Below are 15,645 nucleotides of genomic sequence, written 5' to 3'. Positions count from 1 at the left end.
TGAAATGAGCCGGAAAGCAATTTTCAGTGTCGTAGTCGATGGCCTCGACATTTCGAGCCGCCTCAATCCCATCTTGATCAGTCTTCGCGTCAGCGACGCCGCAGGATCGGCGAGCGACACCGCACAGATGGACCTCGATGATACCGGCGGGCAGGTCATCCTACCGAGCGAGGGCGCGCAGATGACCGTTATGCTCGGCTTCGAAGATACCGGCCTTGCCACCGTCTTCGCGGGGGTCGTGGATGAGGTCCGCAGCCGTGGCGATCGTGGCGGGCGCGTTCTCTCGGTATCTGCGAAGGGCTTCGACAGCGGGGGCAAGGCGAAGGAGCCGCAGCAAAAGCATTTCGACAAGAAATCCGTGAAGGATATTTTGACGGAAGCCGGAAGGGATGCAGGGATTACCGACCTGCGCGTTGACAGCGAGTTCGCCTCCATCATCCGTGATTACGAGCAGATGGACGACGAGAGTTTCATCAATCTAGGGCGGCGGCTGGCTTCGGAGCTTGGCGGGACATTCAAAATATCCGGCAACCGCGCGGCGCTCGCCAAAAGGAACGGCGGCACGGCACCATCGGGGAAAGCCCTTTCAGTCGTTTCGGCCATTTGGGGTGTCAACATGCTGTCATGGGAGATAGCCCCTTTCCTCGGTCGCGGGCGCTACAAGCGCAGCCGCGCCCGCTACTACGACAAGAAGGAAGCGAAGTGGAAGGAAGTCCTCACGGAAACCGATGACGAGGACGCCGAAGCCACAACGACTGATCGCTTTGCTGCACCCGCCGAAAGCGAGGCGGAGCAGAAAACCAAGAACGACAAGGCGAACAGCGAGCGCGAAGGCGGCGAAGGTTCGGTGTCGATCGACGGAAACACCGCCGCCCAGGCGGAAGGCAATTGCATCGTTAGCGGGGCAAGGCCCGGCATCGATGGCACTTATCGGATCGAAAGCATCGAACACGAATACAGCCGATCCGGGTTCATCACCCGGCTATCCTTGAAGCAACCGCAAGGCTCTGCGGGCAAAGACGGCCGGAAATAGCAACGAGGCTCCGCGCCTCAATTCCCTCGGAAAAATTATCATGACTGTCACGACGCAGGACATCCAGCGGCGCTTGGTTGCGCTTGGCTATGATTTGGGAAAGAGCGGCGCTGATGGCGTCTTCGGTCGCATGACGATCGCCGCTATCAAGAAGTTTCAAGCCGACAAGAAGCTCGACATTCAATATCCCGGCACCGTCGGCCCCAAGACGATCGCGGCCCTCGGCCTCGATCCCGCACAGGGGGAAGCTCTGCTTCCGCCATGGATCGCGGAAGCCCTGCGAAAAAAGGGTCTCCACGAAAGGCTGAATAATGCCGCCCTTCGCGCCTACCTGAAAAGCGACGGGAAGGCGCTAGGAGATCCTGCCAAGCTCCCTTGGTGCGGCGACTTCGTGGAAACTGTCATCGCGCTCGCGCTCCCGAAAGAGCCGATGATCGAAAACCCCTATTGGGCGCGCAATTGGCTCAAGTTTGGCGTTTCGGTTTCGATCGACAGGCCGGTGATGGGCGCGATCGGCGTTGTCGAGCGCGACACTGGCGGGCATGTCTTCTTCGTCATTGGGCATGACAAGACCTATTGGCACGCCCTCGGCGGCAATCAGTCCGACAGCGTGAGCATTGTCAAAATCCTCAAGTCGCGGACGCTCGGCCTGCGCTTTCCAAAGACCTTTGCCATCCCGGCAAAGCCCCTGCCCCTCACTGCATTCAGCGGGACAATTTCCACCAACGAAGCCTGATCAACCCTGATCGGCATAACTGAAAGGGACTTCAATGCGCCGTATCCTCATTGCGTCGATGGCTTGCCTTGCCCTCGGCGTCGCCGCCTGCACAACCCTCGATCTAAAAGAAAGCCTCCCTCGGACCTGTTACTTGATCAATAAGGCCCACGCCGCCTTTCTGATCGTCACGACTACCGGCGATGTTTCGCAAAAGAACATCGATCGAGAGGCTGTCGCCTATGCCGGGATCAAGGCAGTTTGCGACAATCCGACGTCTGTCACTCCGGACAATGCACTTGTCCTAGCCGCGCAGGCATACGCGACGATCACCCTCGCCCTTCGCGACGCGAAACGCTCGAACTAGCCAGTTGCCCTGGCATTCCCGTTCGAATAACTGACAAGGAAAATAATCGTGAAAAATCTTTGCTTAATGGCGGTCGCATTGGCGACCGCCTTTTTCTTGGTCCCGATCGTGGCCATCGCTCAGAATGGGCCGGAAACCATCATCCCGCCCACGTCTTTCCTCTTTGACGTTTGGGAAATCGTCCAGCCGATCGCGGTCGTTCTTGGCACTACCGTCGGCCCGATCATCGGGCTTTGGATCGCGAAGCAGGTAATCACCCTGCTCAACATCACAGAGGCGACCAAAAGCCAAGAGCTTGAGGACCGGCTTCGAGAAGCCTTGCACGCTTCTGCGATGAACGCGCTGAAATATGCAGCTGCAAAGGCCGGGCTTCCGCCTGTGGCGCTCGCGGCAACGTCCAGCGCGGTCAGGGATGCGATTACGTACATCAAGACGAAAAATCCCGACGCGATCGACGCCTTCGGGCTTTCCGATAAGGCGCTTCAGGAGATCATCTTAAGTAAGCTGCCGGAGGTGAATGCGATCCTCGCATCCGCAAAGCAGCTTCCGCAGTCGCCGCCCATCGGCGGCACTGCTGCCCCCCTTTAATCGGGAGTTTCAGCGATGGAACCGTCTACGGGTTTCGTTGACTTTCTACTTGGACAAAGCGCGTTAGGCGTCATCGCTGCATGGGCTGCTTATCTCTATTTCACCATGCGGAAAGAGAATGCAGAACTCCGCGACAAGCATGAAAAAGAGATTGCAGCCGAACGGAAGCTCAATGCGGAATTGCAGGAAAAGCGGCACGAAGAAGCAATGCAGCTGATGGACGTTGCACGATCGGTTCGGCAAACGCTCGCTGATTTCCTGCTCGCAATTCGAGGAAATACGCCATGAAGCCATTCAGGAGGATTTTCACTCGACGGCAAACCGACGCGCCGCCGCCGGAAGTAAAGCCAGCGCCCCCGCCCGATCCCGCCCTTGAAAAAGCGATAAATCAGACCATCCCGCTCCTTAAGCGGGAGGTTCAGACCGTGGCAAGGCAATCGAGACAAATCCGACAAGCCTTGATGCATGGCGCTCTGTTGCATGTCTATGGAGATAAGAAGTGAAACGGATAACGAGCAACATAGCGATCCTTTATGCCATTGGCGGGGCGGCGATCTACCTGATCGGCTGGCTCGCCTTCCCCTATGAAACGGTGAAGGTCCTTATCGATGGCGCGACATTCGGCGTGATGTTGATGGTGACTATCACTTGGTCCCCGGCGGCGTATGCAGCCATCCGAGACGGAGCACGCGAGGGGTGGATGCAGGCGGTCGTCGCCGTTTGGTTGGTGGCGACAGCATTGTTGATCCAGCGCACTTTGATCCTCTTCCTCACCTGGCTACACCGCCCTGATTGGCTCGTCACTTCGCCAATTGCTGGTTTGGTGGCCTATATGCTGATGGTCGCGGGCTTAATCTTCTTGGTTTCGCCCGGCCTATCAGATGGCGAGGTTCCCCCTCGAAATCGCTATTACCTTATGGTCGCTGGCTTCGCCGGATCGCTGATCATCGGGATCACTATCGGCGCAAACCTGCCTTAAGGTTCGCTCCCCGGCAGCGGCGTGCCGGGTCGCAGCGGAGCGAGGGGTCGGCTCTGACCTCGCCGACCCCTCACCAATTAAAAGGCCCGCCCGGTGAAAGCCGGGCGGGCCTTTTTTGTGCCTAGATTTAGGAGAACAGGATAAGCGTCAAATTTTCATCAAAAAACGCTCTTCTCTCAATATCCGCTCAATCTGCCGGATGCGTTCGCGCCTGCGTTTAAGCTTTGGCCCGATCCGACGCATAAAGAGCCGCTTCTTTTGCTTCGCTTCGCGGCTTGCTTGCAGCTGCTCGATATATACAACGTCCGTTTTCTCGTTGGTCAATCGGTCAAAAATCCAGCAGAAAGCGACAGGCAGGGATCCAACGCGAAACTGCGGTTCGCCGGAGGCCTGATCCTCAGCTATAATTTGCTGCAACACAACTTGATCCCAAACATCCGGGTCCTTGTCGCACCGATCTTTCCATATTTCGAGCAGGCGAAGCGCGGCGGGTGTTTCGTTGATCAGGATCGTCGCCGATATCAGCCGCCCGTCAATGGAATAGTGGACAGCTAGGTCGCCGTCATAGGTGGCGAGCGCGGGCCATGGATTGCGATGGACTACGGCATCCACATCCACATAAAGAAGCGGGCCGCGTTTATCACTCCGCTCCTTCAAAAGGAATGTCGGCTTCAAGGCCGCATTTCGGACCCAACTGCCAGCGCTCGAAACGGCTGTTGCCGCGACGCTAAGCCCTAACCGAATGGCTGATGCCGCCATGCGCTCGGCTTCCTGCTCGTAGAACGAATTGGCTGTATAGAAGGCCACTATTTCGCCCGGCGCCTGGGCGGTTTGTTGGCGAAGGATATCTGAAGCTTTCGGGAACGGGACGGTCATGGACCGATGCGCGGATTTGGTCGCGCGAAAAACATCGAGGATGCGGGACAGCAAGATTGATTACTCCGGCGAGAAGGCACGGTGGCCTTTACGGGTAGTTGAGTTGGATCAGAATGAAGGGAGTAGCAAGTAGGTGTAGGCGACTGAATTCGTTTGCATTATTGCAATACAGCCGTCAATCCCGCGCGGTAAAATTAGGGACGGAGTTTTTGCGTTTTGTAGCCTAGCGACGAGCCTTTTTCGAACGCTCTACAGCCGCGTCCATGTATGATCGCAACAGTTTGTCCGCCAATTGCTCTACGCTGAATTCCCGCTTTTCGTTACTGCGATCGACGTATCCCGATCGATTTGGCCCCAAAAGCGTGAAGTTATACTTTTCAGACGAAAATCTTCTTCCTTTTTCATAGCCCATTAGTCCAGGAAGATCAGGCACCCCATCCCACATTTCTATGCGCAGTTCTGAACCGTCAAGATCATTTGAGTACTGGTTTCGCCAGTATAGTGTCATGAACAATCCCCCCAGCCCCCTCAAATAATAGAAGCCTTGAGTTTCATTCATCACCATGAGGGTCTTAGGATCGCTTTCCGCGATGGTCGCACAATTGCTTTTGATCAATTCAATGAGCCGATCGGCTGCTAACCTAGCATCCCGCACGCCGATCTCTGTTCGGCCAAAGAGTGCCTTTTTTTCTTGAAAATCTGCTTCCCGCCTAAACCTTGCGGCTCGGTCGGTGATGCTTTCGACCTGCGGGTTCCCACCTTGCTGTTGGATGCGCGTCTCGACAACAGCCGCCGCACCATCCAATCCAAATCGGTCGAGGCCGTAATACAGTTGCGTCTTCGGAAGCCATGGCGGCATTTGGGGAGTCGGGACTGTCGGTATAAAAAGTGTGAAATCGTATCCCTTGGAGAAAGCCCTGTTTCTGATAGCCGTCTGCTCAATGCGGGTGAACGGTGTTTCTCCCCATTCAGGACGATAAAAAACAATAACGACGCGCGCTTCGCCGCCATAGACGGCATTGAAATTCTTTTCGCCGTCGGTGCCTGCAAGCTTTTTCTGCTGTTCGGAATAGATGAAGGTTTTAAATCGATCGCTTAGAAGGTCATTAAGCTGCGTGGCAATCCCTTCGTCCAAGGAATGGAAAGAAAAGGCTACATCGTACAGAAAACCATTCTCGTCCATATTTCCCCCGGCACAGCCGCGCGTTCAAGACAACTCCAAAACTTCCGAATGGTCCTCGACCTCGCGGAAGCCTTTGAATGATGTATGACGCAGCTTACCATCATGTGTCCAAGCACCAAAGGTCACTTCAGCGACAAGCTTTGGCTCCACGAAAACGTATTTCTTTCCTTTGATCCCAACTGCCGCTGGTTCGCTGATCCGCATGCCGTCGAGCAACACCTTGAGGTCGCGCGCCAATTTGATGGAAAAGCCGGTCCCGACGTGTCCCACGTAAACTAACTCGTCGCCCCTGCGCGCAGCAAGCAATAGACTGGCGATGCTACCGCGAACTTTGATTGATGGTTCATAGCCGATAACCGCAAAGCTCTCACTATTGGAGCATTTGATCTTAAGCCAGTCTGTCCAACGGCCCGAGCGATACGGCTTATCCTTATGCTTCGCTATAATACCTTCAAGCCCATGCGCGCAGGCAGAACGCAACAGCGCTTCGCCATCGTCGGTTTCGATTTCCTCGGACAAGCGGATTGCGCCGGTTTCGCCTTCCAGCAATGTGCCGAGCAAATGCCGCCGGGACGATAGTTCGAGGCGGGTTAGATCGTGACCGTCGAAGTAGAGGAGATCAAAGGCATACAGGACGGCATTGTTAGCCGCGCGCGTTGCGCGGCGACCACCAAGCGCCTGTTGCAGCATACCGAAATTCGGCGTGCCATCCTCCCCAAGCACGACAGCTTCGCCGTCGAGAATAAATGTCGCCGGGCCGAGAGCTTTCGCGGCTTCCTTGATCGCGGGGAAATAGCTTGTCCAATCGTGGCCACCCCGCGTGATGATGCGAATGCGGTTACGTTCCGAATGAACAGCAAGACGATAGCCATCCCACTTAATTTCATAAGCCCATCGGTCCCCTTTTGGCACTTTGGTCGCGAGCGTGGCCAGTTGAGGTTCAATGCGAACAGGCATCGGATCGAGCGGAAGGCGCGGCTGCGCTTTGTCGCGCGGTTTCTGTGCCGGGCTTTTCAAAGGCTCGTTTAGGTCAGACAAAAGACCAATCGTCTGTAACTTTCTAGTCGATGGTTTTTTTCCCATGCCAGACTTTCTCCCTATCGATACCGATCAGGGATTTATCGGCTTTTGTAAAAGCTGCGGCTGCTCGCCGCCCGGCGTCGGTTTGGTCAAATAAGGAGCGGTATTCTGCTGCGGCGTGGGCTGCATATTGTTTTCGCTTGGCACGTGCTGCAACCATGAAGAGCCCGCACCCTCGGCAGACTTCAAGATTAGTTGCTCGATAGCTTTGAACTTGGCGTCCGTAACGTTGTTGACTGTGTTGCCAATCCGCTCCAGTGCGGCGGGTGAAGCCAAATAGTCATCCAAGACGCCCTGGCTTATTTCGGGTGCCCTTTGCATTACATTAATCTCGGGGACCGTGCCGCTGTCGATCCACGCTTGGTCATCCACCTTGTCGAGCGCGTTTGGGGCTATTTCACGCATCAGGTTCATTGCAAAAATTCGACTTTGCTTTGTCTTGTCGCTGATTTCTCCGCGAAGGATCGAAAGCGACATTTTGATTGTTTCAAGGTCAGTTTCGCGATCTTTGCTGTAATATTGCAGACCGGCTCCGCCGATGCTTACAGCCGCCGCGATGACCGCCAAGGTAGCGCTAATCGTTTCGGATTTCATCCCGATCCCCCATGATCAAATCGATCTACCCCGTATTGTGAGGGGCAATAGTTAAATGATCTTTCAAGCAAGCCAGAAGGGGTAAAGGCGCTGTTCTTTCCTCGCGCGTAATCTTGAGATATGTGTCGCCAAAACTCGGAGGCAGAATTGAAGCGCATTGTATCGATTGCGGCTGTTGGTGCCGCGCTAATATCCGCCCAGGCGGCGGCATCTGATTTGCCTTCATCCGAGGCGAAGGCCGGTAAGGAAGCAATTGAGCTTCATTACATTAATCAGAAAATCTATTCCCCCGTCGTTTGCGACCAGCGCGAGGTCGATGGGACCGCGTTCGTGAACTGCGGTCCTTCGCGGGGCAGCGTTGACGGTGGCTTATGGGCGGTCGAGGCCGGGCCGACGGTTCTTGCTGTGAATGGTAAAGCCTTGCAGCACGCGGGGAGCATTGGGACGACGATCTTCGACCCAGACGGCAAGCTGGTGAAATATGCCGAATGGCGAAAGGTCCATCAGGATAAGCCGGTCAATGTTCCGGACGTTCTGAAAGGCTTTCAATGACCCCGCTCTGGCTGGAACTTCAGCTTCTTAATAAACTGCGCCTTCTAAAGAAAGCTGGTGTTGTCATCGCCTCAAGTGCGCTATTTCTTCTTGCATTGTGGCACTTCATCGACATCAAGCCTGCCAGCCTTTCTTGGTGGAAATGGGTGGAGCACGCCGTATATCGATATCAGACATTGATTACGGGGCTGCTGGCTACTTGGTTTGTGGCCCAACAATTGCGAACGCAGCGAAAGCATCATAGGCTGGAACGCGCGTTCACCGTCAGGAAAGAAATGGCAGCGGCAAACGAACTTCAGAGAATTGGTTTTACTATCTCTGAGCATTTAAGAACGCCCGGAGATTTAATTGTAGCTGATATCGATCAGAGTTTGGCTGTATATCGCGATCAATATAATCCTGCCATTTTGAGCATCCTTGAAGATCTGCGTCAGTTAGCAAAACGCTACAACAAGCTGGCAGTACTATCAGGGAACGCGACAGAGGATCAAAAGGCTTCACTAGATGTGGTTGTGGAACTGATCCAGAAAAGCATCCATCGTCTAACCAACCATGCTTACGGCATGCACATCGACGCTGAAGATATGGTAATGTCGGACTAGGTTGCAAATTTGCCTATACCATAGTTCGAAACCTAGTGGTCAAAATCTAACGCTTGGTACCCAACACGAAAGACCAATTCCGACCCTATCGGACCTTCCTTCAACGACGTCATACGGCAGCCCCTGACCCACACCGGACCCTCGCAGGCCCCATTGCATGCCCTCCAGGATCAGGCTGGGACCAAGCCACGCACCACACGGAACATCATGGGAAATGACCGGGGTCCATCGGGCAGGCCAACCAGATATCCGGCACGAACATGCTGCTCGATCGAACCGCGGGCGTCATCCGAAAGTGCCATCAATATGCCTGTGACGCTGCCCGGGCCGTCGGTGAACGTAGCCCAATAATCCGCGAAGGACTGATACTCGCAATCCACGACGACGGGAACCTCCGTCACGTCGGCGAGGCCGATCTTCCGCCACAACGCCGCCTGACCGTTAGGCCAGAAGAGCTGGCGCCCCGCCCGCATGGATCTCAGCCTGGCGAAGTCGGTCTCAAGCACAGCACCGGTGTGAATGACGAGGTCCCAGGCGGGCATGCCACCAAAGAACTGAGTAACAGCGGAAGCGACCACGCCGCCTGGACGGGTCACGCGCTTCATCTCGGCAACTACCTGTTCAATTTCTGGGATAACGTCCAGGGCCAGCGTGGAAACGGCCGCATCGAATGCATTATTGTCGAACCGCATGTGCCGGATATCGCCGTGTTCATATGCGATGTTGGGGTGGGATCGACGAAGCCGGGCTCCTTCCAGGTATCCCTCCGATGCATCAATACCGATCACATGCGCCCCCGTCTCGGCCAGTGCTTTCGCCAACACACCTGTCCCACAGGCTACATCGAGCACGTTACCGCCCGGAGCGACATTGACGCGGTTGAGAAATGGGCTTGCCAGATGTTCGCTCCAGCGCCCCATGAAAGCCTCGTAGACATCAGCATCAGCCCAATTATATCGTAGTTGTCCGGTTTCCATGGCTTGCCATCCTCCCTCGATCAAGAATGGACCTTAACACGATCATGCGGCCGCGCGTATCGCCGTCACACCGGGCAATCCAGCGGAACCTTGTTTGCGCAAAAAGCCCAATGAGCAGGCGAGGACTGCGTTCGATCAGTGATCGCAAAATGGGACATTAGGGGCCGGTGTTTCTGCCGAATTAAGCGCGGAATTTTCCGATGCTTATGATTTCCTGCTGATCGCGGTTTCGAACCTGCGCCCATGGGGGGGACCGATCGAAACGCACCTTCGCTACCGAACAAAGCGCACTGGCCCAACTATGGGCCGGTGCGCTACCTGTCCCCTGTAGCGGGTCACGCGGTTTTGATTTTTTTCCACCTGATTTTGGAACTACGCATCTCTAAAACCGACGTTCCGAAAAGAGCTTAAAGCTCAGTTCAAGGTTCCTTAAATGCCGTTCACCTGCCAACATGACAAGCTGGCGCTTGGTACCCAGATGTCGATCGTACGACCTACTATCGGTGTCACTTTAGAATTAAAAGGCTCTCTCTCATGTCCGATCTTCCCTACACGTCCGCTGCTTTGGCAGCCATCGTCAGTTTCGGGCTTTCCGGTCAAGCCCTGGCCCACGCGCACCTCAAATCTGCTGTTCCGGCGGTCAACGGCGTTGTGTCCACCCCCTCCGAACTCGATCTCACCTTTTCGGAAGGCCTTAACCTTAAATTCAGCGGCGTGAAGGTTTCCAGGCCGGACAAGGCGGCTGTGCCCACGGGCGATGCGAGGCTCAAGACAGGCGATGACACCACGCTCATCGTGCCGGTGACGGGCAATCTTGAGCCCGGTGTTTATACAGTCGATTGGCGCGCCCTCTCCTCCGATGGCCACAAGACGAAAGGCAGCTACACATTTACGGTGAAATGAGAACCTGATGAGCCCCGAAGCTGCCCTCATAGCCTGCCGGTTTCTGCACAATACCTCGGCCATCCTGCTTTGGGGTGGGTTCGCATATTTGTGGATGTGCGTTCCCGAAAAACTCGCCGGTGACATCGTGCAGCAGCTCAATCCGTTGAGGGTCGTTGCGATAGGCATTGCGGTTGCAACGACCCTCGTAGCGCTTCCATTGGAGGCTGGCGTGATCGGCAATGGCTGGGCGGATGCACTCGATGCGTCGGTGATCCAGGCCGTCCTCTACGAAACGACTGTGGGCAAGGCCTGGCAATTGCAGGTCCTTGCCGCCCTCCTTTTATTGTTGGCCGTTGTTCTGCCTGCACGTCAGCGTCCAATGGGGACCGCAATTACCTCCGGATTGCTTCTCGCAAGTCTCGCCCTGATCGGCCACGCCGCGATGCACGAAGGTCGGCAAGGTCTCTTTCATCGCCTCAATGACATTGTCCATGTGCTTTCAGGTGGGGCGTGGCTCGGCGCGCTGCTGCCCCTCACGCTGATCCTGAAAAAGCCAGACGCCTCGGAGAACCGGCTTGCTCTCATGCGCTTCTCCTCAGTGGGACACATCGCCGTCGCGCTTGTCGTCGCATCCGGGGTGATCAACACGTTGTTCATCCTCGGACATTTGCCGACGGACTGGTCGTCCCCCTATCAAGCCATGCTTGCCGTTAAGATTACTCTGGTGGGGGCGATGACCGCGCTTGCACTCGTCAACCGCTACAGATTTGTTCCAATGGCCACCATGAACCAGCCGCACGCTCTGCGGGCTATTCGGCGAGGAACGGTTATTGAGATCGTCTTAGGTGTGCTCGTCATCTGCCTTATTTCGTGGTTCGGCACGCTAGAGCCGGTTTGAAAAACGCGATCGCCTGTTGTTAACGTATTGGGCCTATCAAGAGCGGGGATTATGCAGCAAATTTGCCAATGCTGATGCATTCCCCCTGATCACGGTTTCGAACATGCGCCATTGGGGGGGGAACGTTCGAAACGAGCCTTCGCTACCGATCAAGCGCACAAGCCCCGGCTTGGGCTTGTGCGCTGGCCTGATTAAGCGCGGTGTAGCCGGACGCAAAATTGATTTTTGGACACCAGATTTTAGAGCTACCAATTTTTCGAGCTAGCGGACGAATGTTACTGTTACGTACTTTACCGATAGCCAATAACCCGAGATGCTCTTGGAGCCCGCAAGTACCGGTCTAGTGACGCGAGCATTCTAGATGACATGTTCTTGGACTGTGCCCCGTCGAGATGGGCCGCCGTCAATTTTCCTTGGTTCAGCGACGTTCTTTAAGAGCGGAATGTTCTACATCCAATCAGCCTACCCATCTTGCGCCGTGCCTGTTCACGGCAGGCGCTCAACCAGCAAAAGGTAGATAGCAGTCATGAACAAGAGAAGTGTGAAATGCTTTGCGCTAGCCGCTGCATTAGCATGCAGCGTATTCGCTGTTCCGGCGCAAGCTCAGAACGCGAAACCCAACATCGTTGTCATCATGGGTGATGATGTTGGTTGGTTCAATATCGGCGCCTACCATCGGGGCATCATGTCTGGAAAGACGCCAAACCTCGACAAGCTGGCGTCTGAAGGCATGATGTTCACCGACTATTATGCCGAGGCGAGTTGCACTGCTGGCCGGGCGAGTTTCATTACCGGTGAAATCCCGCTGCGCACTGGTCTGACGACCGTCGGCCAGGCCGGGGCTGACGTGGGCATGCCGGACAAGGCCGCAACCATCGCTGCCGCTCTCAAGACCGAGGGCTACGCCACCGGCCAGTTCGGCAAGAACCATCTCGGCGATTTGAACAAGTTCCTGCCGACGCTGCATGGCTTTGATGAGTTCTTCGGCTACCTGTATCACCTCGACGCGATGTCTGATCCCTATTGGTATTCCTTCCCGAATGATCAAGCTTACCGTGATAAAGTCGGCCCGCGTGATGTGGTGCATAGTTTTGCGACGGACACGGACGATACGACAGAGCAGCCGCGTTGGGGCAAGGTCGGCAAGCAGAAGATCGTTGATGAAGGCCCCCTGGCACCGTACCCCGACATGTCCAACGTGCCGAACATGCATGACATCACGCCCAAGGCCAAATACGACATGGGGACCTTCGATGAAGTGCTGGTCAAGGCTTCGACCGACTTCATGGACAAGGCCAAGAACGACGGCAAACCGTTCTTCGTCTGGCACAATACGACGCGCATGCACGTCTGGACGTTTCTGTCGCCCAAGTACCAGGGCCTGATGAACAGCCAAACCAATTATGGTCTAGAAGAAGCTGGCATGGCGCAGTTGGATGACAGCGTTGGTGCCATCATGAAACACATTGAGGACATGGGCGAAGCTGACAATACTATTGTCGTCTTCACCACCGACAACGGCGCAGAAGTATTTACGTGGCCCGATGGTGGCATGACACCGTTCAAGGGTACCAAAGGTACGGTGATGGAAGGTGGCTTCCGCGCCCCGGCGATCATCCGTTGGCCCGGCAAGGTCAAGCCGGGCACGGTCGAGAATGGTATTTACTCGGCTCTGGATTGGTTCCCCACACTCGTGGCCGCAGCCGGCAGACCCGACATCACCGACGAACTTCTGAAAGGCGTGAAGCTGGGCGAGAACACCTACAAGAACCACCTCGACGGCTACAACCAGCTGGACCTCCTGCAGGGCAAAGGCCCATCCGCACGGCATGAATTTTTCTACTTCGGTGGCCCTCATCTGGGTGCAGTTCGCATTGATGACTTCAAGTACCAGTTCTATCAACAGCCGCAGGGTTGGCCCGGCGCGAAGGTAACAACGGACATGCCCACAATGGTCAATATCCGTCAGGATCCCTTCGAGCGGACACCCTCGATTGGCGAGCAAAGCCTTAATGACCTCGGTGGAGGATACATGAATGACTTCTTTGCTCGCGAGTTCTGGCGGTTCGTCAATGTGCAGCAGGAGGTCGGGAAACTTGCCCTCACCGCGATTGACTACCCGCCGATGCAGGACCCGGCTTCCTTCAATCTTGATGCTGTGAAGAAGCAGATCGACGCGGCGATCAAGAACAAGCCAGGCAACTAAGGCAACACGGGTTCAATGCGACGGGCAGTCCCCAAGGGCTGCCCGTTTGTTTTATTGAAGTTCCACGAGAAAAATATCTAAGAGCGTATCTAAGAGCGCCCCATCGTTCCAATTCCTGTCCCGTGCGGGTTTCCTGAGTGCCGGTTACGGTCCTGAGAGAGGCCAGCATCTGGCGCACTAAGCTAATTAAGCAATGAACTTTCCAATACTGAAAATCGCCGTTGGTACTAGCGCGCGCCTATCCAAGAATGGGGGGGAACGTTCGAAACGAGCCTTCGCTACCGAACAAAGCGCACAAGCCCGCCTTGGGCTTGTGCGCTCCTTATGCCACTCGATTGTCAGACATTCGCCGCTTTGTGCTTGCAAGCAATCGTTGTGAGCGGCTAAACGCGCCGATCAACGATGGACAACGACTTCTCTTAGCGAGGATTTCGGAATGACGCATGTACAGCCTCCGGGGTGGTCTGCGCGGCTGCGAGGATGGGCTAAAAATCTAAAGAGAGATGTCCATGCGATCTACTTGGCTGCGCGCGATAGGCGAACGCCATGGTATGCGAAAGCCTTGGCCTTTATTGTGGCTGCGTATGCTTTGTCGCCGATCGATCTCATTCCAGATTTCATACCAGTTATTGGTTATCTCGATGATTTGATCTTGGTGCCGCTCGGAATTTTTCTTGTAATCCGAACGATCCCCCCACACATCATGGCGGAATGCCGTCAGAAGGCAACTATCGCGGGAACCCGTCCGATCAGTCGAGGTGCTGTCGTTATAGTGGTGGTCTTATGGATTATAACCGCAGCAATCGCACTGCGGTATATTTTGTCTTCGCAGTAACGGATAAACGAAAATGCCAAGCTTGGCCCACGTGCAAACAGCCAGAAAAATTGTGTTAGCAGCGGCGTTCCTGTTCGTCATGACGGCTTTTTTTCTCACACGTTCAGCTCAACATGACATAGAGCGCGACATAATTCAAAAGATCGGATGGACAGCAATTGTCAGTTGCATTCTCGGACGCACTTGGTGCTCGCTCTATATTGGCGGGCTTAAGAATAAGAGTGTGATCAAGCTTGGCCCATATTCCGTGGTGCGAAATCCGCTCTACGTTTTCTCCGTGCTTGGGGCAATTGGCGTTGGCCTATCGTCGGGAAGCATCCTTTTCGGCCCTTTAATTGGCGTGCTGGTATTCGCCGTCTTCCACATTGTAATTCGATATGAAGAGCGTCACCTTAGTTGGAAGCTCGGTGATGATTACATCCAATACAAAGCCAGAGTACCTAGATGGCTACCGAACCCGCTTTTATGGAGGGATGCCAGGGTGCTTGAGGTTTCGCCGCGCATGGTTACGAGAGTATTTCTGGACGCCATGATTTTCATATTGGCGATACCTTTCTTCGAAGCGCTCGAACGATTGCAGGACGCCGGGATCACTCCGATCCTCATGCTCCTGCCTTAAAACGGGCCCGACAGCGGAGAACGCATTTACCTACGGCGCGGCGGGCGGACTAAGCAGCAAATTTGCCAATGCTGATGCATTCCCCCTGATCGTGGCTTCTAGCGTGCCTCCATGGGGGGGAACGTTCGAAACGAGCCTTCGCTACCATTTTATCCCAATAAATCAATGGCTTAGCCAAATACGGTGAATCGAGCTGAGGCTTTAATTTCTCGCTTTTAAGTGTATGTACCGCTTCTGTACCTTTTTCGAAATATTTGAGCTATATCGACAACGGTCAACATTTTTGACGGTGGTAATCACCCATGAACGGCGAAAATCTTTTGGAATCAACTAATTAAATCCGAAGTAGGGTGTTCTGAAGATCCTTAGCTCACGGTTGCTAGCAGTTGTCGGGCATCTTTGGTCGGTTTGACAGAAAACCGCGCCTCTCTCAGCGTTTTTTGACGGGTAAATGAAGGGGGAATCAAGTTGCTGTCCTTGGCGATGGGCCGTAAGACCGAGCGTCGCCGCCAGGCTGGGCAAGATCATTCGACATCAAGAACTGACTGAGCTGCCCAACTCCGTCCGGCTGTTGGCCCTTAGGACAGCTGGTGGATACTCGCACGTTGGGAGATCAGCAGCTCCAACAAGGAAACAGCATCAGAAGCGCCAAAACC

Annotated in this window: 18 protein-coding genes; 13 read left to right on the top strand and 5 right to left on the bottom strand. The window is 54.9% G+C overall.

Annotation, left to right across the window (positions count from 1 at the left end):
- Positions 1–4: 4 nt before the first annotated feature.
- From ACSQ3H_RS09040 to ACSQ3H_RS09015, 6 genes are all read left to right on the top strand, one after another.
- On the top strand, positions 5–1,033 hold the full coding sequence (locus ACSQ3H_RS09040) for a phage late control D family protein (RefSeq protein WP_436116750.1): 1,029 nt from the start codon (positions 5–7) through the stop codon (positions 1,031–1,033).
- Positions 1,034–1,073: 40 nt separating this feature from the next.
- Positions 1,074–1,769, top strand: coding sequence for a TIGR02594 family protein (locus ACSQ3H_RS09035; protein ID WP_436116749.1), 696 nt, complete (start codon positions 1,074–1,076; stop codon positions 1,767–1,769).
- A gap of 34 nt (positions 1,770–1,803) precedes the next feature.
- Positions 1,804–2,115, top strand: a complete 312-nt coding sequence (locus ACSQ3H_RS09030) for a cell wall anchor protein (RefSeq protein WP_436116748.1) — start codon at positions 1,804–1,806, stop codon at positions 2,113–2,115.
- A gap of 48 nt (positions 2,116–2,163) precedes the next feature.
- Entirely contained in the window at positions 2,164–2,703 is a 540-nt protein-coding gene (locus tag ACSQ3H_RS09025; RefSeq protein WP_436116747.1) for a hypothetical protein, read from the top strand.
- A 15-nt stretch (positions 2,704–2,718) separates the two neighbouring features.
- Positions 2,719–2,991: a hypothetical protein gene (locus ACSQ3H_RS09020; RefSeq protein ID WP_436116746.1), complete on the top strand. Its 273-nt coding sequence runs from the start codon at positions 2,719–2,721 to the stop codon at positions 2,989–2,991.
- A gap of 211 nt (positions 2,992–3,202) precedes the next feature.
- Positions 3,203–3,682 (top strand): hypothetical protein, encoded by a 480-nt coding sequence (locus tag ACSQ3H_RS09015; protein WP_436116745.1) that lies wholly within the window; start codon positions 3,203–3,205, stop codon positions 3,680–3,682.
- Positions 3,683–3,829: 147 nt separating this feature from the next.
- Here ACSQ3H_RS09015 and ACSQ3H_RS09010 read toward each other — a convergent pair whose 3' ends face one another.
- The 4 genes from ACSQ3H_RS09010 to ACSQ3H_RS08995 all read right to left on the bottom strand — a co-directional run bounded on the left by ACSQ3H_RS09010 (position 3,830) and on the right by ACSQ3H_RS08995 (position 7,415).
- Complete coding sequence (locus ACSQ3H_RS09010; protein WP_436116744.1) at positions 3,830–4,612, bottom strand: putative nucleotide-diphospho-sugar transferase; 783 nt, start codon at positions 4,610–4,612, stop codon at positions 3,830–3,832.
- Positions 4,613–4,781: 169 nt separating this feature from the next.
- A complete protein-coding gene (locus ACSQ3H_RS09005; RefSeq protein ID WP_436116743.1) occupies positions 4,782–5,741 on the bottom strand; it encodes a hypothetical protein in 960 nt (319 codons plus the stop codon).
- A gap of 24 nt (positions 5,742–5,765) precedes the next feature.
- On the bottom strand, positions 5,766–6,824 hold the full coding sequence (gene ligD, locus ACSQ3H_RS09000; protein WP_436116742.1) for a non-homologous end-joining DNA ligase: 1,059 nt from the start codon (positions 6,822–6,824) through the stop codon (positions 5,766–5,768).
- Positions 6,825–6,851: 27 nt separating this feature from the next.
- Complete coding sequence (locus ACSQ3H_RS08995) at positions 6,852–7,415, bottom strand: hypothetical protein (protein WP_436116741.1); 564 nt, start codon at positions 7,413–7,415, stop codon at positions 6,852–6,854.
- Between the two features lie 147 nt (positions 7,416–7,562).
- Between ACSQ3H_RS08995 and ACSQ3H_RS08990 the strand changes: the two genes are divergently transcribed.
- Positions 7,563–7,967: a hypothetical protein gene (locus ACSQ3H_RS08990; protein WP_436116740.1), complete on the top strand. Its 405-nt coding sequence runs from the start codon at positions 7,563–7,565 to the stop codon at positions 7,965–7,967.
- A complete protein-coding gene (locus ACSQ3H_RS08985; protein WP_436116739.1) occupies positions 7,964–8,569 on the top strand; it encodes a hypothetical protein in 606 nt (201 codons plus the stop codon). The genes ACSQ3H_RS08990 and ACSQ3H_RS08985 overlap by 4 nt, the downstream gene beginning before the upstream one ends.
- Positions 8,570–8,739: 170 nt before the next feature.
- On the opposite strand, the gene ACSQ3H_RS08980 is transcribed toward ACSQ3H_RS08985, so the two are convergent.
- A complete protein-coding gene (locus tag ACSQ3H_RS08980) occupies positions 8,740–9,546 on the bottom strand; it encodes a class I SAM-dependent methyltransferase (protein ID WP_436116738.1) in 807 nt (268 codons plus the stop codon).
- Positions 9,547–10,080: 534 nt separating this feature from the next.
- Between ACSQ3H_RS08980 and copC the strand changes: the two genes are divergently transcribed.
- From copC to ACSQ3H_RS08955, 5 genes are all read left to right on the top strand, one after another.
- A complete protein-coding gene (gene copC, locus ACSQ3H_RS08975) occupies positions 10,081–10,449 on the top strand; it encodes a copper homeostasis periplasmic binding protein CopC (protein WP_436116737.1) in 369 nt (122 codons plus the stop codon).
- A gap of 7 nt (positions 10,450–10,456) precedes the next feature.
- Positions 10,457–11,329, top strand: coding sequence for a copper homeostasis membrane protein CopD (gene copD / locus ACSQ3H_RS08970; RefSeq protein WP_436116736.1), 873 nt, complete (start codon positions 10,457–10,459; stop codon positions 11,327–11,329).
- Positions 11,330–11,855: 526 nt separating this feature from the next.
- Positions 11,856–13,535 (top strand): arylsulfatase, encoded by a 1,680-nt coding sequence (locus ACSQ3H_RS08965; RefSeq protein ID WP_436116735.1) that lies wholly within the window; start codon positions 11,856–11,858, stop codon positions 13,533–13,535.
- 436 nt (positions 13,536–13,971) lie between these two features.
- Positions 13,972–14,370, top strand: coding sequence for a YkvA family protein (locus tag ACSQ3H_RS08960; RefSeq protein ID WP_436116734.1), 399 nt, complete (start codon positions 13,972–13,974; stop codon positions 14,368–14,370).
- 13 nt (positions 14,371–14,383) lie between these two features.
- Complete coding sequence (locus ACSQ3H_RS08955; RefSeq protein ID WP_436116733.1) at positions 14,384–14,989, top strand: methyltransferase family protein; 606 nt, start codon at positions 14,384–14,386, stop codon at positions 14,987–14,989.
- The last annotated feature ends 656 nt before the right edge of the window (positions 14,990–15,645 follow it).

The organism is Phyllobacterium sp. LjRoot231 (genome assembly GCF_964253365.1).
Taxonomy (GTDB): Bacteria; Pseudomonadota; Alphaproteobacteria; order Rhizobiales; family Rhizobiaceae; genus Phyllobacterium.
This window is presented reverse-complemented; position numbering and strand designations above follow the sequence as displayed.